This window comes from Streptococcus mitis (assembly GCF_946190275.1).
In the GTDB taxonomy this organism is placed as follows: Bacteria; Bacillota; Bacilli; order Lactobacillales; family Streptococcaceae; genus Streptococcus; species Streptococcus mitis_DC.
On record NZ_CAMHZQ010000003.1, the window covers coordinates 129,056 to 150,101 of the forward strand.

Genomic DNA, 21,046 nt, shown 5'->3' on the forward strand with positions numbered 1-21,046 from the left:
ACTTTTCTGATTTGTTGAACTTATTTTAATACTTTGTTTTTTCTTTGTCAAGACTTTTTTACAATTTTTTTGATGAAGCTAGTACTTTTTCAGAAACTGTTTTGAAAGTCTCAATGATATAGTCCACTTCTTCATCGCTTAGTTTAGTATGAAGAGGGAGCGTAATTTCATTTTCAAAGAAGGCATAGGCCTTGGGATAATCTGCCATATCAAAACCAAGATTCTTATAGGCTGTCAAGAGCGGAAGCGGTTTGTAGTGGACGTTACTTGCAATTCCTGCTTTGGCCAATTCTTGGATGATGAGGTTGCGCTCTTCTAAGCTCGCTCCTTCTACATGGGTGATGTAGAGGTGGCGTGAAGATTCGGCAGTTTCAGTCTTGTGTGCCAAAGGATGGATGCGAGAACCTGCAAAACCACGATCATAGCGGTCCACGATGTCCTTACGACGTTGCAACAAACTTGGATAGCGGTCCAATTGTACCAAACCAAGTGACGCCATGATATCGGTCATATTGCACTTGTAGGCTGGTGTGACGATATCGTATTCCCACGAGCCCAGTTGCATCTTAGCTAAAGCATCCTTAGTTTGTCCGTGAAGTGAAAGAATTTGGAATTCTTTGTACATTTTTTCATCATCAATCGCTGGATTGGCTTTCCAAGTCGCACTTCCTCCCTCAGCAGTTGTAAAATTCTTAACGGCATGGAATGAGAAGGATGTGAAGTCAGCGATAGAACCAGCCGGTTGACCCTTGTAAGTTGATCCCAAAGCGTGGGCACTATCAGAAACAATCACAATACGGTTAAAGGCCTTTTGCCACTTGCTTGAAGCGGTAAAGAGGTCACGTTTTTTCTCCACAACTTGGAACAAACGATCATAGTCGCAAACAATCCCTGCAAGTTCTACTGGGATAATCACCTTAGTTTTCTCAGTGATGGCTTGCTCCAGCAGATCATAGTCCATCTCAAACGTATCAGCTTGGATATCCACCATGACAGGGGTCGCCCCTACGTGAGTGATGACACTACATGAAGCTGTATAGGTCATGGCTGGAACGATGACTTCATCACCAGGTCCCACTTCCAAGACGCGCAAAATCAACTCAAGAGCCGCAGTTGCAGAATTGAGGCAGACAGTCTTAGGCGTCTGTGTATATTGAGACAAGCGACGCTCCAGTTCTTTTGTCTTAGGACCCGTTGTAATCCAGCCAGAACGAAGGGTATCCGCTACTTCAGCAATTTCTGCTTCCGTAATATCGGGTGGTGAAAATGGAATATTGTAATTTGGCATTGATTTGCTCCTTTTATCTGTACTCATACTCAATGAAAATCAAAGAGCAAACTAGGAAACTAGCCGCAGGCTGTACTTGAGTACGGCAAGGCGAAGCTGACGTGGTTTGAATTTGATTTTCGAAGAGTATCATTTTCTCATGACTACTTTATTTTAACACTTCAAACACGGTTTGAAACATGATTTTGATGTCTCCAAGGAAACTAAACTCTCGGAGATAGGCGAGGTTATAGCGCATCTTTTCAGGAAGGACGTGTTCAACATAGGCTTGGTCAACTGACAGGCCTTTTTCGGTCATTTGACTGATAATAGTGTCCTCATCCTTGTAGTTGATGCTGGCTGGAGAGGTAATCCCTGCTGGTAAAAGTAAGGTCGCCATCATTTCAGGGCTATACTGCTCTGTGTAGCGTGGCACTTCAGGTCGTGTACCGACAAAGGACATTTCGCCTTTAAGGACATTGACCAGCTGAGGCAGTTCGTCCAAACGGACACGGCGGATAAAATTGCCAACCTTGGTGATGCGGCTATCGTTAGCAGAAGTCACCAGACTTCCTTTTTTATCCGCATCCGTCACCATGGTACGGAACTTCCAAATCTTGAAAGGTCGATTGTACTGGGTCACGCGCTCTTGCTTATAAATCACTGGCCCCTTGCTATCCAACTTAATCCAAATGCTCAAGATGAGAAAGATGGGAGAGGTTAGAATCAGTAAGACAAAGGCTAGAACCCAGTCCAAACAACGCTTGAAAATCAGCGAACCCTTCCTTTTAGAGACAAGCTGGTAGTAAGACTCAACCTCGCTTGATTTCATTTCCACGGGCAAGTCTTCCCATTTCAGCATGCTGTTTCTCCTTTGTTTTTATTATACTATTTGTCAACATTTTTCATTATACCACAAAATGGAAAAGGCGGTGAAAGAAATCTGTAATTTGAAGGATTTCCTTCTTACACTCAATGAAAATCAACGAGTATTAGGCCATAGCCCCTGCCTGCAAGCTATACATCTTGTGATAGGTCCCTCCCAAGGCCAAGAGTTCCTCATGGGTTCCACTCTCGATAATGCGCCCCTTGTCCAAAACATAGATACAGTTGGCGTCTTGGATGGTCGAAAGACGGTGGGCGATGGCAATGGTTGTCCGCCCCTGTCTCATCTTAGCCAGAGAAGCTTGAACCAAACTTTCTGTTTCAGAGTCAATATTGGCTGTCGCTTCATCCAAAATCAGAATTTTAGGCTGACTGGCGACTGTTCTAGCAAAGGCAAGAAGCTGGCGCTGTCCAGTTGAAAAACTAGAACCACGCTCGGAAACAGGGGAATCGTAGCCTAAAGAAAGTTCTTGGATAAAGGAATCTGCATCCACGAAGGCTGCAGCAGCCTGAACCTGCTCATCACTGATATCTTGATACATGGCGATATTGGACTTGATAGTCCCGTGATAAAGGAAGGGTTCCTGCAAGACCAGACCAATGTTTTTTCTCAACTCTTCCTGACTGTAGTTCCTGATATCCACATCATCCAAGAGAACTCGCCCTGACTGGAATTCATAAAAGCGCATGAGGACATTGATAATCGAAGATTTCCCAGAACCTGTATGCCCCACAAAAGCAATGGTCTCACCCTTGTTAACGGAGAAGGAAATATCATCCAGAATCGGATGTTTTCCATCATAAGAGAAACATACATGTTCAAAACGAATATTGCCTTCTTGGATTTTGGCTTGCCCATCATTTTGAAGGGGCTCATAGGTCCTCTCATCAATCAAGGCAAAAACACGACCTGCAGAAACCATAGACGTTTGAAGAGTTGAAAAGTTTTGCGTCACCTCAATCAAGGGGTCAAAGAGACGATTGATATACTGGATAAAGGCATACATGGTTCCAGCTGTTATTCCTAGATAAAGTCCGCGATAGCCAAAGTAGGCCATCAAGACCGCATAACCTAAGAGTTTCAGCAAACTCATGGCAGGGCGCAAAAAGAGGGCATCCAAGGCTACAGAACGGTTGGCATAGACCAAGTGTTCTTGGTTGATTTCATCAAATTCTGCCTGCAGGCGCCTCTCTTGATTAAAGGCATGGATAATCCTGATTCCCTCGATGTTTTCAGCCAGCTTGCTATTGATATCTGACAAGAGACTTCTGGTTTTCTCAATAATTTTCACCGATTTTTTCCGATAGAGATTGACCAAAAGGAAAATCAAGGGGAGAAAGAGCAAGACTAAAGCAGTCAAACGAAAATCCAACACCAACATGGTATAAAGGGTTGTCAGAAAGATAAAAACTGCTGAGATAAAGCTGGATAAAATCCCCGAAAACATATCACTGATGGTTTCGGTATCATTGGTCAAACGAGAGACGATGGAGCCTGCTGGCGTCTTGTCAAAATAAGACATGCCCAGCTTCTCCATATTGGCAAAGGCATCCCGACGAATATCCCTAACAATACTGTAGGACACCCTCGCAAAAAGAAGATTGCCGACATACTGGACCAGAGTTTGTAGGATATAAAGGCCATAGTAGGCCAGCAAAACCGTCACAGCGAGTTGGTTAAGATTGCTGAGATACTGGTCAATAAAGTGGGAAGCCACAAGGGGAATGACACTTTTGATGACCGTCGTCGCTAGGAGAAAGCTGAGTGCCAAAAAGGTAAGGAGTCCATAAGGCTTGAGATAGGACATCAAGCGCTTCAATACAGTCCATTGTTCTTGTTTATTCTGCATCTTCTTCTCCTTTCATTTCCAGCTGCTGAGACTGGTAGGTTTGGGCATACCAGCCATCCAAAGCTAGCAAGTCTTCGTGCCTGCCTCGTTCGATAATTTGACCATTTTGCAGAACCAAGATTAGATCTGCATGGACAACTGCACTGAGGCGATGAGCCGTAATAATGGTTGTCTTGTCCTTTCGCGTCTCCTTGAGGTTGTCGATAATCGCATACTCTGTCTTGGCATCCACGGCCGACAAAGAATCATCCAAAATCAAGATATCAGGGTCTAAAATCATCGCCCGACTCATGGCTAGACGTTGCTTTTGACCACCAGAAAGACTGACTCCTTTTTCACCAATCAGCGTATCAAATCCCTGGGGCATGTCAATAATGTCTTGGTAAACTTGGGCTAGCTTAGTCGCTTCCTCGACCGCTGAAAGTGGTAAATCAGGATTCCCAAAGCGTATATTGTCTAAGATTGAAGTCGCAAAGAGGAACTGATCCTGAGGAACATAGCCCATAAGACTACGAAGGTCTGTCAGACGATAGTCACGAATATTATGACCGTTTAGGTAAATAGCACCCTTATCCACATCGTATTCACGCAAGAGAAGCTTGATCAAGGACGTTTTTCCAGAGCCTGTCTGACCAACCAATCCCAGAGTTTGCCCTTTTTCCAAACTAAAGTGAACATTTGTCAGTGTTTCCTCATTTTCAAAGGCAAAGTTGTCAATGGCGTACTCCAAGCGCCCATTTTCAATACCATCCTGAGGAATCTCTGGGTCCTTTACAGGAGATTCCTGAGACAAAAGTTCCTCAATCCGCTGGTAAGAAACCTTGCCTCGCTGAGTGATATTAAAGAGGAAACCAATGGCCATAAGAGGCCAGACCAACATATCCAAATAACTGATAAAAGTGACCAGATTTCCAACGGTGATTTGCCCTTCCTGAACCATCAAGGAGCCGACCAAGAGGGTTAACACATAGGAGGAACCAACAAATAAGAGAACCATAGGGTCAAAGAGACTATCGTATTTCATGGTTTGCAGGTTCTTTTGGAAGGTCAATTCATTGACTGCCTGAAAGGACTTAAGCTCGTCCGCCTGATACCCGAAAGACTTGGTCACTTTGATACCTGATACAGATTCCTGTACCTTGTTATTGAGTTCAGAAAAGGCAGCTTGCGATTCTCCGAAAGCCTTATGAGTCTTTCTCCCTAAACGACTGGTGGCATAAGCCATGAAAGGCAGGGGCAAAATGGCAACCAAGGTCATCTGCCATGAAATGCTAAAGAGCATGGTCATCAAGGTCACCAACGCCGTGATTGAGGCATCCACCGCAGACATGACCCCACCACCTGCTAGACGAGTCAAGGCATTGATATCATTGGTTGCGTGTGCCATCAGGTCCCCCGTCCGATAGGTTTGATAAAAGGCTGGAGACATTTTTGTGAAATGCTCAAACAAACGAGACCGCATAATCTGCCCCAAACGGTAGGAAGTTCCAAGGATATACATACGCCAAACATAGCGCAGATAGTACATCCCAAAGGCTGCAAGCAGCAAGTAAAATAGGTCAAGAAGGAGGTCCTGCTGGGTTAATTGCTCCGAAGTAATGGCATCAATGACCCGCCCCATAACCATAGGGGGAATGAGATTGAGGACGGAAACCAAGACCAGAGCCACAATCCCGACTAAATAACGGCGTTTTTCTAACTTGAAAAACCACCAAAGTTTTTGAATAATGGACATAACATCCCTTTCTGATTGCAAATAGAAACCTGAGGCCAAGACCCCAGGTTTTTCTTATTCATAGGTTACGACTGTGACCGCACCCTTGTCATACTCAGCGATAAAGATATTGGCTACATTGTCATGCCCTTGCTTGCTGAGATTGTCAAGCAACCACTCTTCGTTACGACCAATCGACTCCAAAACATCGACTTGTATCACACCGTCAGTCACAACTGGATACTTAGGATTTTCATCTCCCATTTGGACCACGATGAGTTGGCCATTTTGCTCCTGCACAGCGCGTTTGACCTGCTTCATCTGGAAAATCCCTTGGCTACGAAGCTTGAGGGCTACTTCCGCTGCAGACAAGCCAACTGAACGACAGGCTTCTGGGTCAATCTGACCATTTTTGATGAGGAGAGTTGGCTTACCATCAATCAAGCGTTTGACAAAATGAACATTGTTACTAAGCCACTTGAGGGTCAAGACCAAAATCGTCCACATCATCAAAATCACTGCGTACTGGAGAATGCTAATAGAACTATTGTAAATCACCCCACCGATAATACCACCGAGAACATAGTTCTGAATTTGGTCTGTCGCAGAGTTAGGCGCCAGATTTCCCTTTCCTGTCACATTGATAACAAAAACAAGCGAGAAAAGACCCAAGGCCAGTTTGATTAAAATTTCCATATAATTGAGTGTCATTTGTTTACCTCCACCAATTCAATAGCGTCTGTTTGATGCAATTCTAATTTCTCTAAAAGATACTTGTCTGGTTGGCTCCCGTTCATGGCACGATAGAAATTTGAACCTACCTTGATAAGTGCTCCATCAGTGGCTGCAGAAGTATTGACATAAACTTCTGATTTATCCACTCCCAAGTCTTTGGAAACAACCTCTATGAAATGAAGGGAGGTTTGAAATTGGTTGTTAGAGGCTTGATTGGTCTGGTATTTTGAGATTGTCACCAAAAGCATGGCCACCAAGGTCAAGGCCAAAATCATGACCAATTCCCGAAACTTAGTCCCCTTTTTATCTCGATAGGCTTTAAAAGCAAAAAATCCTGTGATAGCTAGGAGCACAATCCCAAAGCCAATCATCATTCCATTTTGTTGACTGATTTGGCTAAGCACATAGTCATATGAGTAAAATTTCATTTGTTTTCACTCCCTTTCATAAAATCATTCTTCATTATAAACGAAAGAGAGTGATTTTTCAAACCATACGTTGGGGAAATAGACTTATCAGACCAACTTCTCTAACTAATGACTCAAATACCTGTTTCAAGATTCTAATTTTGATAATTGATAAGAATAGACACTAGGAATTATCACTACAAAGAAAAGTGTCAAGAAGAATACCCAGTAAACATATATTTGAACAAAGGAATTTAGAAACAATAACAATCCTCCTAATACCCAAATTTTTCCAGCTAATCGATGTGTTTTTCTCCAGTTTTTATCATTCTCCAAGGTCCACGGTAGTCGAATACCGATTATATAATTTCGGTGTGTTTTTGGTAGATAATTTCCAATTACGATCATCACGACTCCCATAAAAATCTGAGCTAGTAGCCCACTTATCATGGAATAACCCAAAGATTCTCCGAAGATAGAAATCATTAGTAGACAAGATACAAAAGGAATAATCCAGTAAATCAAAAATTGTATTTTTGAACTGATATTGCTAGATTTAGGATCCTTAATCATTATAAATAGAAGCAACCAATGCATCAAAAGCATGAGAGTCGGTAATCCAAAGATAGCAGACATTTTATGATTGTAGCCATCCGCTTGACCCAGTAGATTAAAATGAGTGGGTATCTCCTCTGGTAATTGATTCCAGAAAACACAACCTACAAGGGAAGGTAGTAGGATAAGAATGCTCGTAAATAATACCAATTTCTTATTGATTTTTATCTTCATCAAAATGATCTCCTTTCAGATCTGCTAACCAAACCATTATATCCTCTAAAACCGATGTATTTAACTCATAATAAATAAAGTTTTTTTCTTTCATTTCATGAATCAAATCCGCTGCTTTCAAAATCGTGAGATGGTGTGAAATAGTTGCACCTGTCAACTCGAATTGACTGGCAATTTCTCCTGCAGATAATCTACCTGCTTTGAGTAAATTTAAAATCTCTCTCCTAACTGGATGAGATAAGGCTTTAAAACTATTTGCAAAACTCATAATGGCTCCTTTCCCTTTGTAATATTAGTAGGGCTAGGACTAAGCAAGGTAGAACTGATAGTATTCCTGTCGGTGATGGGCCTAAAATCAAGAGGTTTGAAACTTTTTCTCCTGGTAATTGAAATAGTAACCCAATACCGGCAGTTGCATTGATTGCCCCATGAAATAGGGCAGAAGCCCAGATAGAACCTGTCTTTTCCAACAACCAGCTCAACAATATTCCTAGGCTAAAACAAAATAGAAACATAGCAACAACTCCCAAAACGGGATAAGCAAAATAAGATAGTCCATAATTATAGCCTTGCAAATTGATTGGTAGATGCCAAATACTCCAAATGAGACCAAGCAAGACATGAGTCTGAACTATTGAAAAGCGTCCTCTTAGAGCTGGGTAAAGATAGCCACGCCAACCAATTTCCTCTCCCAATGCAAAAAAACTATTAAAAAAAGGAGCGTAGGTCAAACTAGCTAGGATTTGAATCAAGGCCAAGAAAGATAAGGGAATGGCTGATTGAGAGACACCTTTTTCTTGTAAGATGGCTTGAATAGATTCAAAACCAAGGCTGAAATTGCTAGGGAATACAAGAAAATAAAGTCCCGCTCCTAAAAAACTGATGACAGCTGGTAACCAGATAGCTAGTAAGTAAAAGCGCCAGTTCCTCTTGAGATTCACGACTAATTTAGATTTGATTCCACTAGGTTGATTCGTGATTTTCCCTAAGAGAAAGACTGCAAGTGCAGGCATCCACATGGCTACAATACTAGCAAGTTGACTCCATGGAGAATTTAGACCAACACCACTTAGCCATAGTGTCAACCATACTATCCAAGCAAGGCCATAAGCCAAGACCACAAAAAGAAGGATTGTTCTCTTATTTGACATATTTGTACACTTCACTTTCTATTTAGATGTTTTTCTAAATAACATTATACACCTTTCCATTCTAAACACAAGATCTATTTAGATTTTTTTCTAAATAGTTTAGGGGATTTTTATTTTCTCAGGATAAAGTCTAAAGAGTGATTTTTCAAACCATACGTTGGGGAAATAGACCTTTTTTTGGTATAATAAAATCTATAATCTGAATGAAAAAGGTAACTTTATGAAACTTATCTCATGGAATATTGATTCCCTAAACGCTGCCCTAACTAGTGACTCAGCTCGTGCCAAATTGTCCCAAGAAGTCCTACAAACCTTGGTCGCTGAAAATGCTGATATTATCGCTATACAAGAAACCAAGCTTTCTGCCAAAGGGCCTACAAAAAAACACTTGGAAATTTTAGAAGAACTCTTCCCAGGCTACGAAAACACGTGGCGCTCTTCTCAAGAGCCTGCCCGTAAAGGCTATGCTGGAACCATGTTCCTCTATAAGAAAGAACTCACACCCACTGTCACTTTCCCAGAAATCGGTGCTCCGTCTACCATGGACTTGGAAGGTCGTATCATCACGCTAGAATTTGATGATTTTTTCGTAACGCAAGTTTACACTCCAAACGCTGGCGATGGCCTCAAACGCTTGGAAGAACGCCAAGTCTGGGATGTTAAATATGCTGAGTACTTGGCTGAACTAGACAAAGAAAAACCAGTCCTTGCGACCGGTGACTACAATGTAGCCCACAATGAAATCGACCTTGCAAATCCTGCCAGCAACCGCCGTTCACCAGGATTTACCGACGAGGAACGTGCTGGATTTACCAACCTTTTGGCAACTGGATTTACCGACACCTTCCGCCATATTCATGGCGATGTTCCAGAACGCTACACTTGGTGGGCACAACGCAGCAAGACTTCTAAAATCAACAATACAGGCTGGAGAATCGACTACTGGCTGACAAGCAACCGCGTGGCTGACAAGGTGACCAAGTCTGATATGATTGACTCCGGTGCGCGCCAAGACCACACACCCATTTTCATGGAGATTGAACTCTAAGGAGAAAACGAATGGACTATCAAGCTGTCATTCCTGAATTTGTAGTATCTGACATCGAACAGTCGCGCCACTTCTACTGCGACTTGTTGGGATTCTCTGTCGAATACGAGCGCCCCGAGGAGAAATTTCTCTTCCTCTCGCTTGAAGACTGCCAGCTCATGTTAGAAGAAGGCAGCGCAGAAGAATTAGCCCAACTGACCTATCCTTTCGGGCGCGGTGTCAATATTTCCTTTGGCATCAAGGATGTCCCCCAGCTCTACCAAAATCTGCTGTCAGCTAACTATCCCATCCATCGTCAACTGACAAAAAGAGAATTTCGTGTTGGGGATCACTATATCTATCCTCACGAGTTTGCAGTCTTGGATCCAGATGGTTATTTTTTAAGATTTAGTGAATAGAATAATAAAGATTGGGAAAAAGTCTTTAAAGTTAGAAAAAGGCATATTGTCAGGTGTTGAAAAATCTTGATAATATGTCTTTTATGATGAAAAAATCTTCTAATACTCTTCGAAAATCAAATTCAAACCACGTCAGCGTCGCCTTACCGTACTCAAGTACAGCCTGCGGCTAGCTTCCTACTTTGTTCTTTGATTTTCATTGAGTACAAATGTTAGCTTACAATTGAAAATTTGTCTATTTTTCTTCATTTTGTTCGTTTTTTAAATCAAAACACTAACAAAATATTTGATTTCTAAAGTTTTTTGGTGTAAAATAAAAACATTGGTACAAGCCTATTTAAAATTGAATATCGTTTTACTTGTTTATGTCGTGAATTGGCACGACGTTTCTACAAGGTGCCGGAACACCTAACAATAAGTAAGTCAGCTTGAGGGGATGGTCTTTGGGCCATGCCTATTTTGGGGACTTACTTAAAGATTAAGTAGGTCCTTTTTCTATTTCTTGCTAGAAACTCTAAACAAGCAAATGAAGCATCTTTTAGACTTTAGGAGGTCTTATGAAATTATTAGAAGAGCGCATCCTCAAGGATGGGCATATCTTGGGTGATAACATCCTCAAGGTGGATTCCTTTTTAACCCACCAAGTTGACTTTAGCCTGATGCGAGAAATCGGTAAGGTTTTTGCGGAAAAATTTGCTTCTGCTGGTATTACCAAAGTCGTGACCATTGAAGCGTCGGGTATTGCCCCAGCCATTTTTACAGCTGAAGCCTTGAATGTACCGATGATTTTCGCCAAAAAAGCTAAAAACATCACCATGAATGAAGGCATCTTGACCGCCGAAGTTTACTCCTTTACCAAGCAGGTGACTAGCACCGTTTCCATCGCTGGAAAATTCCTCTCACCAGAGGACAAGGTCTTGATTATTGACGATTTCCTTGCTAATGGCCAAGCTGCCAAAGGCTTGATTCAAATCATCGAACAAGCTGGTGCCACAGTCGAAGCTATCGGTATTGTGATTGAAAAATCCTTCCAAGATGGCCGTGATTTGCTTGAAAAAGCAGGCTACCCTGTTCTATCACTCGCTCGTTTGGATCGGTTTGAAAATGGTCAAGTCGTATTTAAGGAGGCAGATCTCTAATGCAAACTCAAGAAAAACATTCACAAGCAGCCGTTCTTGGCTTGCAGCACTTACTAGCCATGTACTCAGGATCTATCCTGGTTCCCATCATGATTGCGACAGCCCTTGGCTATTCAACTGAGCAATTGACCTACCTGATTTCTACAGATATCTTCATGTGTGGGGTGGCAACTTTCCTCCAACTCCAACTCAACAAATACTTTGGTATTGGACTCCCAGTCGTTCTAGGAGTTGCTTTCCAGTCGGTCGCTCCCTTGATTATGATTGGGCAAAGCCATGGTAGTGGCGCTATGTTTGGTGCCCTTATCGCATCAGGGATTTACGTGGTTCTTGTTTCAGGCATTTTCTCAAAAGTAGCCAATCTCTTCCCATCTATCGTAACAGGATCTGTTATTACCACGATTGGTTTAACCTTGATTCCTGTCGCTATTGGAAATATGGGAAATAACGTTCCAGAGCCAACTGGTCAAAGTCTCTTGCTGGCCGCTATTACTGTTCTGATTATCCTCTTGATTAACATCTTTACCAAAGGATTTATCAAGTCTATCTCCATTTTGATTGGTCTAGTTGTTGGAACAGCCATTGCTGCTAGCATGGGTTTGGTGGACTTCTCTCCTGTTGCAGCAGCACCACTTGTCCATGTCCCAACTCCACTCTACTTTGGGATGCCAACCTTTGAAATCTCATCTATTGTCATGATGTGTATCATCGCAACGGTGTCTATGGTTGAGTCTACTGGTGTTTATCTGGCCTTGTCTGATATCACAAAAGATCCAATCGACAGCACTCGCCTTCGCAACGGTTACCGCGCAGAAGGTTTTGCCGTACTTCTCGGAGGAATCTTTAACACCTTCCCTTACACAGGATTTTCACAAAACGTTGGTTTGGTTAAATTATCAGGTATCAAGACTCGTCTGCCAATCTACTACGCAGCAGGTTTCCTGGTTCTACTTGGACTGCTACCTAAGTTTGGCGCCCTTGCCCAAATCATTCCAAGCCCTGTCCTCGGTGGTGCCATGCTGGTGATGTTTGGTTTTGTATCTATTCAAGGGATGCAAATCCTCGCTCGTGTTGACTTTGCTAACAATGAACACAACTTCCTTATCGCAGCAGTTTCAATCGCTGCAGGTGTCGGACTCAACAACAGTAATCTATTTGTCAGCATGCCGACAGCCTTCCAAATGTTCTTCTCAAACGGAATCGTCGTAGCCAGCCTACTTGCCATTGTACTCAATGCCGTGTTAAATCATAAAAAGAAATAAAAACATCTATCGTAATCCTAGTTTATTAGCTTTTATACTTTAGGAAAGTAGTTGTATAAAATGTAAAACTCTCCCAAGAAATGCCATATCTAAGGAGAGTTACTGTATTTTTATAACTGTTTTTTGGAATAATTTTGTAAAGTATGATACCTTTTTTGAAATGGATGAATAAGTAAAACTTCTACTTCTTGCTGGTTAATATACAAAGTCAATTTGAGTAAATCATTAACGAGATTTTCAATTACTAAAATATACTTCAAACGACTAGGATTATCTCTATCTGGTTTCACAATGCAATAATAATCAATTCTTTTTCATGAATATCTCCTAACAATGAGAAATCTATGTAGCAACACGTATCAGTTCAAATCTTTTAAGCCTTCTAAGTCAATAATTCTATCACATTGCTGAGCCTGATTCATATTATGCGTTACCAAAATAATCGTTTTCCCATACTCATCTCGTAGCAGTTTCAGTAATTCAAAGGCTGTTTGAGCCATTTGTGGATCCAAGGAGCCAGTTGGCTCATCTGCTAGAATCAACTCTCCCGGCTTTAGAATAGCACGAGCGATAGCAATTCGCTGCTGTTCTCCACCTGATAACTCATTAATACGACTCTCCAAGAAAGATTCCATGTGAACTTTTGCTAAAACTGTCTTTATTTTTTTATCTTTTTCTTTCTTAGTTAAATCAGTGTAATGAAGTGCTAGCATCAAATTATCACTAACACTTTCATTTGGAATCAGGGCATTAGATTGAAACAAGTAATTTAATACATTTCGACGGAGATGGGTTGCCTTTTTTGAGTTAACTTGTGGTAGAATCTCACCATCAATCATGATTGTTCCCTCATCAACAGTTTCTAATAAGCCAATAAGGTTGAGTAACGTAGATTTTCCTGAACCGGATGGACCAATCAACGCAACAAATTCTCTATCCGAAATCTCAAATGAAATATTCTCAATAACACGTTTTGCACCGTAATATTTCGATAACTGTCTGACTGAAATAGTTGGCATATTCTTACTCCTTAAATATATTTAAGATTTTCTGCTGTTCTTTCCGCAAAAGAAAACCATATAGAAGAACTAACTGCAAGCATAGAGATAAAGCGGCGGACACTATACCCAATTTTGTTTTCAATAAGAAACTAATTAGTACCTCTATAATAGCAGAAGCAATCACCAAAATCATAATTCCTTTATAACGTGCCCATAAACCAAATCCTAAAAAGTATTGCACTACTAACCGATCTTGATAAGCAATTCGATACATCAGTACCAAAGCAATCAGTATTGAAGTTAAACTAATCAATATGGCCAATATAACGCTAGCAAATAGATAAAAAGTATAACTCAACTCTTTCTGGCGTCCATCAATATATCGTCTAACTGGTGTAAATTGAATATCGTTATCCATAAGATCTGGAAAATGAGTCGTTATCTCTTCCTTCACACGAGTCAGAATATTCTGATTACGTATTTTGAGATAACCATTGAAACCCGAAACAACAAGATTTGCACTCTCTTTAAAATAAAGATTTTCAGGACTAGCTACAAAAATAATCGGCTCCTTACTAGTTACCCCTTCCTGTAAATTTGTGGACCAAAGGAAAATATCTTTAGTTGTGGAATAGTTTTTATAAATGAATTGACGATTTTGTGTAAATGGTGTCTCCACATCCCCATCATAGACTTTGACACTTTCTTCTAAATATGCTCGCATACGTTGCTGTTCCTCAGTTGTATAACTATCTGGAATCAGATACAATCTGCTACCACTTCGTATCTCATTTAATTCTTCTTCAGAAAACTGAAAACCTAGTTCAGTTAAATAATTATAAGAATAAACTAGATACCAAAATGGTTTACTAGGTAGATTCTGATAAGCAGTCACGTTCGCAAAAAAATCTTGTCCGTAGTATTGACTTTGAATTAAATAGACACCTTCATCATGGCCTATTTTTGTATAAAGATGATACATACTTAATTCTAATGTATTACTCGTACCTGCCAGTGTTCCCAAGTCATCGCCTTCAGAAAAAGAATCAATTACTTGCATATTCTCAACACTTTTCCACGCCCTAGCAATATGGACATTATCCATAAAACGGTACAAAGGACCATCTAGGCCATAACTGGTAGCAATTAAGATGCTGCTTAACGCAATATAGGAACTAATACCTAAAATAGTCAATAGTCTACTTGGAAAACGTTTGTGAATAGCAGACAAAGCAGTCACTGAATAAACTATCAAACTAGGAATAACGAGAATAGTAGCTAAGGCCAACATTGAAAATACTATATGGCCCATGATAGGTAGCAAAATATAGTATGAAACTTGGGACCAGCCTGTCAACCACCAAATGCCTACAGCTAATATAGGTGTGCTAAGAACCGATGGATAAATAATAGGTTTAAATAATGCTAACCAAAATTCATTTCGACTCCATCCCAGTAGGGTGAGACTACCAAATTTTTCATAGGCCTGAAGAACAATTACAAGCAATAATATTAACAGTGTTAACATTGTAAATAACAGCAAACCTATGAGTACAAAAGGAACTAGACCATAATCACGACGACTACCAAATTTTTCCTGTAGAAAATTTTCCTCTGATAAGCCTGTGGCACTCGCAAACTGTTTGATAAATTCACTTTTGTCCGTTTCTGATTCTAAACCATTTACATGATAGATTCCCGTTAAAGTATTGGTTTTTTGATAAACTTGCTCTAATCGATCAATAACAATCGGAATAGTAAATAAAGGCCTCGGTAGCTCATAAAGCGTATCATGAGACGCCTCAGCAATTCCTATCGTTTTCTTACTATCCACATGCTCTAGTAAGACTTTTAGCTGTGACTTAGTTAAAATATTTGAATGGTGATAGTTAAAATCAGAAAAATAATCAGAATTTCCCATGGCATCTATATAATGTTTTTGTATACCATCGCCTTTAGAATCTTGAATGATTCGATGAGTCCAAACGGCTAAATCACTCCTCTCATTTAAATAATGAAACGCTTTTTCTTGCTGAATTGGATTTAGCTTTTGAAGGTACAGCGTTAGAGTTCGATTATTCTGGTTGTACTGCTGCCATGTTTCTTGATAAGATACACCTGTAAAAAAAATTGCTGTCAGAGCAAATAATATACTCTGAACAGCAACCAAAAACAGGGCTAGGTATTTTAATTTTCCTAGAAAAATGTTTTTGTTAGTCATAGGCTATTACCCTCGACAATTCCAGTAACATTGTGCAGTGCCGCCTCCGATAAACGCAACTACAGAGGCCATTACTCCAGGATCTTTCCATCCAGAAGAAACACCATTCGCAGTTGCTCTATGCTCATAATCACTTGATTGAACATCTGAATAACTAAATACAGCTGCTGCACGACCATAGTCCCAATATACTGCACTACCTTTATAATATACAGTTGCTGCGGAAACCACTGAACTACCTATACCAAGTAGAGAGAATCCAATCAAAGCAGTAGATGCAATTTTTTTCAATGTTTTTTTCATGATTTTATCCCCAACTAATTTCTAAAAGATTTTCATCTTTGTCTAAAATTAAAAGTATAAACCAGTTACTTATCATATAAAACCTCTTAAACTTATATTATAATATCTGACGATAAAGTCTTGCTAAGAAATGCACTGTCCTTTACTATATAACAGAATAAAGAGGTATCCTAGGACAATTAAAAATCTCCGTTTTTATATCTGTTAGGTAAGTTGTAACTCATATCCTAGACTCCTTTCTTAATTAAACTATTAAAACCATTTTACTTAGCAACAAACACAAGTCCTGAATCAAAGCCCTGATTTTTAGCAGGAAAGTGACTTATTACCGAGACGGTTAATATCAAAGACAACAAACTTATAGCTAATAAGATTTATCTTTCCATAGCTTTTTCTACTTTTTATTTTATGCTTTAATAATAACATGATTTGAAAGCGTTGTCAATCTTTTTTATAGTAAAATGAACAAAAAAATAAGTGAGATAAATTTATCCCACTCACCTGTCTCTATATCCTTACCTGTCTGTCTTCTGACCGCTGGCCTGTGACAAACATGGTAAAAGTTGCCTTGCAGACATTTCTGCCTTCTTGATTGGTGATATCGACATCCACTACACAGGTTGTGCGACCTTGATGGACACATTCTCCTTTAATGGTCAGCACATCGTCGAGTTTTCCTGCTTTGAGGTAGTTGATAGAGGATTGGAGAGTCACTCCGTCTAGTCCTAGCGAAATGACCACCAAACCACTGATCTGATCACAAAGTGTAAAGAGATAGCCACCATGGGCATTGCCATAGTAGTTGAGCGACGAGTCCACTACTTTGGTCGTCACAACAACGTGACCATCTCTCATTTGTTCAATTTCGTAATTTTCAAAGGCAGATATAGCGTCAAAATGAAAATCTTTCATCGTTTCCTCCTGATATTTCAAACGACACTATGATACTACTTTTTATAGGACTGTGCAAGGAGAAAGCTCCTAGTCTGGTAAAATTCCTACCTGCTCCACAAAGCGCATAAAGGCTGCCTGTCCTTGTTCTGTCTGCTTGTAGACTCCTGCATCCTCAAGCACACGAGCAAAGATAGCACCCACAGAGTTCTTGACGATTTCAAGGGCTTTTTCTTTATCTGTTAGGTCTGGATATTGGGCTCTAAGTTGGTATGCCCATTCCTGATGATAATCGGCAACTGTATCAGCTTCTCCTACAAGATAGCTAGCGACTTGCTCCACTTCTGCTTTCAGACGTGGTGGCAAGATTGCCAAGCCCATGACCTCAATCAAGCCGATATTTTCCTTCTTGATATGTTGGACATCCTTGTGAGGATGATAGATGCCATCAGGATGTTCTGGTGATGTCTGATTGTCCCGCAAGACTAAATCCAACTCAAACTGTCCATCGCGTTTACGAGCAATTGGTGTGATAGTGTGATGCAGTGTCTCGTCTGTCTCTGCCAAAATCTGCACTGCAGAATCTGAATACTGACGCCATTCCTGCAAAATCTTGTCAGCTAAGTTGATCAAATCTTCTTTGGAATCCGAAGTCAAACGCAATACTGACATTGGCCACTTGACAATTCCAGCCTTGACCTGCTCAAAACCAGCAAATCGAAAGGTCTTTTGCGAGGGAGCCAATTCCATAGGAAATACGTGACGCCCTCCCTGATAGTGGTCATGGGTTAGGATAGAACCACCAACGATTGGCAGGTCGGCATTAGATCCAGCAAAATATCCTGGAAACTGCTCTACGATAGCCAACAAACGTTCAAAACTCTGACGACTAATGGCCATGGGACGATGCTGGCCATCTAAGAAAATACAGTGCTCATTAAAGTAAGCATAAGGAGAATACTGGAAACCCCACTCCTGACCAGCCATTTCAAAACGGATAATACGGTGATTGCTGCGAGTTGGATGGTTAACCCGACCATGGTATCCCTCATTCTCTAGACAAAGCTGACACTGAGGATAATTACTAGCTTGCACCAACTTGGCTGCCGCAATCTCTTTGGGATCCTTTTCAGGCTTAGAGAGATTGATGGTAATTTCAAGTTCTCCGTAGTCAGATGGAACACGATAAGCAATATTTTTAGCAATAGCCTTGAGTTTGATGTAGTCATTCTTCTGACTGAGTTGGTAATAATCCTCTATCGCTTGCTCAGGAGAGTGGGCATAGGTTGCCCAAAAGTCACGATTGACCTGACTCGGACAAGGAGTCACCAAATCCATCAGTTCAGCACCAAGGATTTCACGCGCAGTCTGACTATCCTCAATCGTCTCTAATCGAACCGCCTCCTCGACAAGCTGGTCCTTGAGGTCAATCAATTTATCCAGATTGGTCTCAACTTCCAAAACACCATCTCCCACTCGTGCCAAGACACGATTGGTCAGGTAGGTTCGATCCATTTCCTCAAAGGTACTTTCTGCAATGACATGTGTTACAAATTTATCTACTAAGGTCACTATAGAGCCTCCTTTTGACTAGTCAAGGACGCGAGTGCCACCTGCAACTTCAGCGATATAGAAGCTTGGAGCGTATCCAACTACTTCCTCGTAGTGTTTGCCAACAGCTTCCTTAAAGGCCTCAACAGTATCTTTTTGCACCAAGGCAATAGCACAGCCACCAAAACCTGCCCCTGTCATACGAGCACCGAGAACTCCTTCTTGTACCCAAGCTGTGTGAACGAGGGTGTCCAATTCCAAGCCAGTTACTTCATAGTCATGTTCTAGAGAAACGTGAGAAGCATTCATCAAACGACCAAATGTTTCCAAATCTCCTGCTTGGAGGGCTGCTTGAGCTTTGAGGGTACGTTGATTTTCAAGCACTGCATGACGAGCACGTTTCAAGCGATTTTCATCTTTAATCAGATAGCTGTATTGGTCAAAGGCCCACTCATCCAATTCACCCAAGGTCTGAATATCTAAGGCTGCTTGCAATTCTTCCACTGCTTTTTCACACTCAGCACGACGTTCATTGTATTTAGAGTCCGCCAATTCACGGCGTTTATTGGTGTTCATAATAACAACGACATTGTCCTTCAAATCAAGTGGCACCAAATCGTATTCTAAAGTATTAGTATCTAGGTAAATTGCACGTTGGTCCGCTCCCATACCGATAGCAAATTGGTCCATAATGCCAGAGTTGACTCCGATAAAGTTGTTTTCTGTTTGTTTTCCAATTTTAACCAAATCGAGACGCTCTAATTTTAAATCAAAGAGATGCTCTGCCACAACCCCTGTCAAAAGTTCCAAAGATGCTGAAGAAGACAAACCAGCACCATTTGGGATATTCCCATAAACATAAAAATCAAACCCTTTGTCAATCACATGCCCAGCTTCTTGCAAGAAATGAAGAACTCCTTTTGGATAATTGGTCCAGTTATGCTCTTTTTCAAACTTGAGGTCAGCGAGAGGCACTTCGATAATACCCTTGTCCTCAAAGTTAGCTGAGTAGAAACGCAAGACTTGGTCATCACGTTTGCGAGCAGCCCCATAAGTTCCCAAGGAAATAGCAGCTGGAAAAACGTGCCCACCGTTGTAATCTGTGTGTTCACCAATCAAATTAATACGACCTGGTGAAAAAAAAGTTTGGTCTGCTTCTTGACCAAAAACGGCAAGAAAGTCTTTGCGAAGAGCTTCAGCAGTAAGATGTTGTGTCATATGATTTCTCCTTTTACTGTCCGTTAAGTCATCTTAATGTGTAATCGTTTTCTTCTATTGTATCCAAGGGATTTTCCAAGGTCAATCCTTTTTACTAAACTTTTACTAAACTATCAGTAAAATACAGAAAAATATGATATACTAATCTAATCAAGGAGGATTTATGGCTACCTTAAAAGACATTGCACAGCTAGCCTCTGTCTCTATCGCGACTGTTTCCCGTGTCCTCAACCGCGACCAGAGCCTATCTGTTACAGAAGAAACCAGACACCGTATTTTAACCGTTGCTGAAGAGCTGGGCTACACCAAGCACCTCAAGACAGGCGAGTCCCACAAGCCCAAGCAAAAGATTGCCATTATACAATGGGTCAGCGAACAAGGGGAGCTGGACGACCTCTACTACTACCAGATTCGCCTAGGCATAGAAAAAAGAGCCCAAGAGTTGGACTATGATATCTTGCGCTATTTTAATGACCATCCTTTTACCCTGAGCGAGGAAGTGATTGGAATTCTCTGCATTGGAAAGTTTAGCCGAACTCAGATTTCTGCCTTTGAAGAATACCAAAAGCCTCTTGTCTTTCTAGACAGTGATACTCTTTCGCTAGGACATACCTGCATTATCACAGACTTTTACACTGCCATGAAACAGGTTGTCGATTATTTCCTCAGTCAAGGAATGGATCGTATCGGGATTCTAACAGGGCTTGAGGAAACAACCGACCAAGAAGAAATCATTGAGGATAAGCGGCTGGAAAATTTCAGAAACTACAGTCAAGCAAAGGGAATCTATCATGATGAACTAGTCTTTCAAGGAAGCTTTACTGCCCAGTCTGGCTATGACTTAATGAAAGAGGCCATTCAGAGTTTAGGAGACCAACTCCCACCAGCCTTTTTCGCAGCCAGCGATAGTTTAGCTATCGGTGCCCTCCGTGCCCTCCAAGAAGCTGGAATCAGCCTACCAGACCACGTCAGTCTTATTTCCTTTAACGACACCAGCCTGACCAAGCAAGTCTATCCTCCCCTCTCCAGCATCACCGTCTATACCGAAGAAATGGGCCGAGCAGGTATGGATATTCTTAACAAGGAAGTACTCCACGGTCGCAAAATCCCTAGCCTGACCATGTTGGGAACCAGACTGACTCTGAGAGAAAGTACAAGGAATGATTAAGATATTAAATAAGCTAGGCAAAAACTAAATTTCAAGATAAAATGAAGT

20 protein-coding genes, 1 riboswitch and 1 other annotated feature (1 of these 22 only partly in view) are annotated in these 21,046 nt (G+C 41.1%); of the genes, 5 read left to right on the plus strand and 15 right to left on the minus strand.

The genetic code is table 11. From position 1 onward, the window contains the following. Positions 1-18: a binding site (T-box leader), on the minus strand; it reaches 207 nt to the left of the window's first position. 40 nt (positions 19-58) lie between these two features. The 9 genes from N8M20_RS03015 to N8M20_RS03055 all read right to left on the minus strand — a co-directional run bounded on the left by N8M20_RS03015 (position 59) and on the right by N8M20_RS03055 (position 8,798). Further along, positions 59-1,288, minus strand: coding sequence for a DegT/DnrJ/EryC1/StrS family aminotransferase (locus tag N8M20_RS03015; protein WP_261079025.1), 1,230 nt, complete (start codon positions 1,286-1,288; stop codon positions 59-61). A gap of 148 nt (positions 1,289-1,436) precedes the next feature. Continuing rightward, positions 1,437-2,129 (minus strand): sugar transferase, encoded by a 693-nt coding sequence (locus N8M20_RS03020; protein WP_261068466.1) that lies wholly within the window; start codon positions 2,127-2,129, stop codon positions 1,437-1,439. 130 nt (positions 2,130-2,259) lie between these two features. Next, positions 2,260-4,002 carry an ABC transporter ATP-binding protein gene (locus N8M20_RS03025; RefSeq protein WP_261079026.1) on the minus strand — a complete coding sequence of 581 codons (1,743 nt, stop codon included), beginning with the start codon at positions 4,000-4,002 and terminating at the stop codon, positions 2,260-2,262. Next, positions 3,992-5,737, minus strand: a complete 1,746-nt coding sequence (locus tag N8M20_RS03030; RefSeq protein ID WP_261079027.1) for an ABC transporter ATP-binding protein — start codon at positions 5,735-5,737, stop codon at positions 3,992-3,994. The genes N8M20_RS03025 and N8M20_RS03030 overlap by 11 nt, the downstream gene beginning before the upstream one ends. Positions 5,738-5,791: 54 nt before the next feature. Further along, positions 5,792-6,427 carry a DUF421 domain-containing protein gene (locus N8M20_RS03035; protein WP_000174458.1) on the minus strand — a complete coding sequence of 212 codons (636 nt, stop codon included), beginning with the start codon at positions 6,425-6,427 and terminating at the stop codon, positions 5,792-5,794. Beyond that, on the minus strand, positions 6,424-6,879 hold the full coding sequence (locus N8M20_RS03040) for a DUF3290 family protein (RefSeq protein WP_000675343.1): 456 nt from the start codon (positions 6,877-6,879) through the stop codon (positions 6,424-6,426). Before N8M20_RS03040 ends, N8M20_RS03035 begins: the two co-directional genes overlap by 4 nt. Before the next feature lie 126 nt (positions 6,880-7,005). Beyond that, positions 7,006-7,647, minus strand: coding sequence for an SdpI family protein (locus N8M20_RS03045; RefSeq protein ID WP_261079028.1), 642 nt, complete (start codon positions 7,645-7,647; stop codon positions 7,006-7,008). Further along, a complete protein-coding gene (locus tag N8M20_RS03050) occupies positions 7,628-7,915 on the minus strand; it encodes an autorepressor SdpR family transcription factor (RefSeq protein ID WP_000006509.1) in 288 nt (95 codons plus the stop codon). Before N8M20_RS03050 ends, N8M20_RS03045 begins: the two co-directional genes overlap by 20 nt. Next, positions 7,899-8,798, minus strand: coding sequence for a CPBP family intramembrane glutamic endopeptidase (locus N8M20_RS03055; RefSeq protein ID WP_261079029.1), 900 nt, complete (start codon positions 8,796-8,798; stop codon positions 7,899-7,901). Before N8M20_RS03055 ends, N8M20_RS03050 begins: the two co-directional genes overlap by 17 nt. Before the next feature lie 220 nt (positions 8,799-9,018). Between N8M20_RS03055 and N8M20_RS03060 the strand changes: the two genes are divergently transcribed. From N8M20_RS03060 to N8M20_RS03075, 4 genes are all read left to right on the plus strand, one after another. Then, positions 9,019-9,846: an exodeoxyribonuclease III gene (locus tag N8M20_RS03060; RefSeq protein ID WP_261079030.1), complete on the plus strand. Its 828-nt coding sequence runs from the start codon at positions 9,019-9,021 to the stop codon at positions 9,844-9,846. 11 nt (positions 9,847-9,857) lie between these two features. Continuing rightward, complete coding sequence (locus N8M20_RS03065; RefSeq protein ID WP_000386226.1) at positions 9,858-10,244, plus strand: bleomycin resistance protein; 387 nt, start codon at positions 9,858-9,860, stop codon at positions 10,242-10,244. A 339-nt stretch (positions 10,245-10,583) separates the two neighbouring features. Continuing rightward, positions 10,584-10,679: riboswitch (purine riboswitch) on the plus strand. A gap of 122 nt (positions 10,680-10,801) precedes the next feature. Beyond that, positions 10,802-11,383, plus strand: coding sequence for a xanthine phosphoribosyltransferase (locus N8M20_RS03070; RefSeq protein ID WP_000770411.1), 582 nt, complete (start codon positions 10,802-10,804; stop codon positions 11,381-11,383). Next, a complete protein-coding gene (locus tag N8M20_RS03075; RefSeq protein ID WP_261079031.1) occupies positions 11,383-12,645 on the plus strand; it encodes a nucleobase:cation symporter-2 family protein in 1,263 nt (420 codons plus the stop codon). Before N8M20_RS03070 ends, N8M20_RS03075 begins: the two co-directional genes overlap by 1 nt. A 359-nt stretch (positions 12,646-13,004) precedes the next feature. Here N8M20_RS03075 and N8M20_RS03080 read toward each other — a convergent pair whose 3' ends face one another. The 6 genes from N8M20_RS03080 to N8M20_RS03105 form a co-directional block, all read right to left on the minus strand. Further along, positions 13,005-13,664, minus strand: coding sequence for an ABC transporter ATP-binding protein (locus tag N8M20_RS03080; RefSeq protein WP_261030516.1), 660 nt, complete (start codon positions 13,662-13,664; stop codon positions 13,005-13,007). A gap of 4 nt (positions 13,665-13,668) precedes the next feature. Then, positions 13,669-15,867, minus strand: coding sequence for an ABC transporter permease (locus N8M20_RS03085; RefSeq protein ID WP_261030517.1), 2,199 nt, complete (start codon positions 15,865-15,867; stop codon positions 13,669-13,671). Positions 15,868-15,873: 6 nt separating this feature from the next. Then, the gene (locus tag N8M20_RS03090; RefSeq protein WP_261079032.1) at positions 15,874-16,170 is read right to left on the minus strand and encodes a hypothetical protein; all 297 of its coding nucleotides are present in this window, start codon (positions 16,168-16,170) and stop codon (positions 15,874-15,876) included. Positions 16,171-16,677: 507 nt separating this feature from the next. Continuing rightward, a complete protein-coding gene (locus N8M20_RS03095) occupies positions 16,678-17,082 on the minus strand; it encodes a PaaI family thioesterase (protein ID WP_000651223.1) in 405 nt (134 codons plus the stop codon). A 69-nt stretch (positions 17,083-17,151) separates the two neighbouring features. Further along, complete coding sequence (locus N8M20_RS03100; RefSeq protein WP_261079033.1) at positions 17,152-18,633, minus strand: UDP-glucose--hexose-1-phosphate uridylyltransferase; 1,482 nt, start codon at positions 18,631-18,633, stop codon at positions 17,152-17,154. Between the two features lie 18 nt (positions 18,634-18,651). Further along, positions 18,652-19,830 carry a galactokinase gene (locus N8M20_RS03105; protein WP_261079034.1) on the minus strand — a complete coding sequence of 393 codons (1,179 nt, stop codon included), beginning with the start codon at positions 19,828-19,830 and terminating at the stop codon, positions 18,652-18,654. A gap of 163 nt (positions 19,831-19,993) precedes the next feature. Here N8M20_RS03105 and galR point away from each other — a divergent pair, with 163 nt between their 5' ends. Continuing rightward, a complete protein-coding gene (gene galR / locus N8M20_RS03110) occupies positions 19,994-20,998 on the plus strand; it encodes a DNA-binding transcriptional regulator GalR (protein ID WP_261079035.1) in 1,005 nt (334 codons plus the stop codon). Positions 20,999-21,046: the final 48 nt, after the last annotated feature.

Excerpts from the sequence above, each read along its gene's own strand:
- N8M20_RS03075 (WP_261079031.1), top strand. The coding sequence starts at position 11,383 with ATGCAAACTCAAGAAAAACATTCACAAGCAGCCGTTCTTGGCTTGCAG.
- N8M20_RS03090 (WP_261079032.1), bottom strand. The coding sequence starts at position 16,170 with ATGAAAAAAACATTGAAAAAAATTGCATCTACTGCTTTGATTGGATTC.
- N8M20_RS03060 (WP_261079030.1), top strand. The coding sequence starts at position 9,019 with ATGAAACTTATCTCATGGAATATTGATTCCCTAAACGCTGCCCTAACT.
- N8M20_RS03065 (WP_000386226.1), top strand. The coding sequence starts at position 9,858 with ATGGACTATCAAGCTGTCATTCCTGAATTTGTAGTATCTGACATCGAA.
- N8M20_RS03020 (WP_261068466.1), bottom strand. The coding sequence starts at position 2,129 with ATGCTGAAATGGGAAGACTTGCCCGTGGAAATGAAATCAAGCGAGGTT.
- N8M20_RS03015 (WP_261079025.1), bottom strand. The coding sequence starts at position 1,288 with ATGCCAAATTACAATATTCCATTTTCACCACCCGATATTACGGAAGCA.
- N8M20_RS03070 (WP_000770411.1), top strand. The coding sequence starts at position 10,802 with ATGAAATTATTAGAAGAGCGCATCCTCAAGGATGGGCATATCTTGGGT.
- N8M20_RS03030 (WP_261079027.1), bottom strand. The coding sequence starts at position 5,737 with ATGTCCATTATTCAAAAACTTTGGTGGTTTTTCAAGTTAGAAAAACGC.
- N8M20_RS03085 (WP_261030517.1), bottom strand. The coding sequence starts at position 15,867 with ATGACTAACAAAAACATTTTTCTAGGAAAATTAAAATACCTAGCCCTG.
- N8M20_RS03095 (WP_000651223.1), bottom strand. The coding sequence starts at position 17,082 with ATGAAAGATTTTCATTTTGACGCTATATCTGCCTTTGAAAATTACGAA.
- N8M20_RS03035 (WP_000174458.1), bottom strand. The coding sequence starts at position 6,427 with ATGACACTCAATTATATGGAAATTTTAATCAAACTGGCCTTGGGTCTT.
- N8M20_RS03080 (WP_261030516.1), bottom strand. The coding sequence starts at position 13,664 with ATGCCAACTATTTCAGTCAGACAGTTATCGAAATATTACGGTGCAAAA.
- N8M20_RS03040 (WP_000675343.1), bottom strand. The coding sequence starts at position 6,879 with ATGAAATTTTACTCATATGACTATGTGCTTAGCCAAATCAGTCAACAA.
- N8M20_RS03050 (WP_000006509.1), bottom strand. The coding sequence starts at position 7,915 with ATGAGTTTTGCAAATAGTTTTAAAGCCTTATCTCATCCAGTTAGGAGA.
- galR (WP_261079035.1), top strand. The coding sequence starts at position 19,994 with ATGGCTACCTTAAAAGACATTGCACAGCTAGCCTCTGTCTCTATCGCG.
- N8M20_RS03105 (WP_261079034.1), bottom strand. The coding sequence starts at position 19,830 with ATGACACAACATCTTACTGCTGAAGCTCTTCGCAAAGACTTTCTTGCC.
- N8M20_RS03055 (WP_261079029.1), bottom strand. The coding sequence starts at position 8,798 with ATGTCAAATAAGAGAACAATCCTTCTTTTTGTGGTCTTGGCTTATGGC.
- N8M20_RS03045 (WP_261079028.1), bottom strand. The coding sequence starts at position 7,647 with ATGAAGATAAAAATCAATAAGAAATTGGTATTATTTACGAGCATTCTT.
- N8M20_RS03025 (WP_261079026.1), bottom strand. The coding sequence starts at position 4,002 with ATGCAGAATAAACAAGAACAATGGACTGTATTGAAGCGCTTGATGTCC.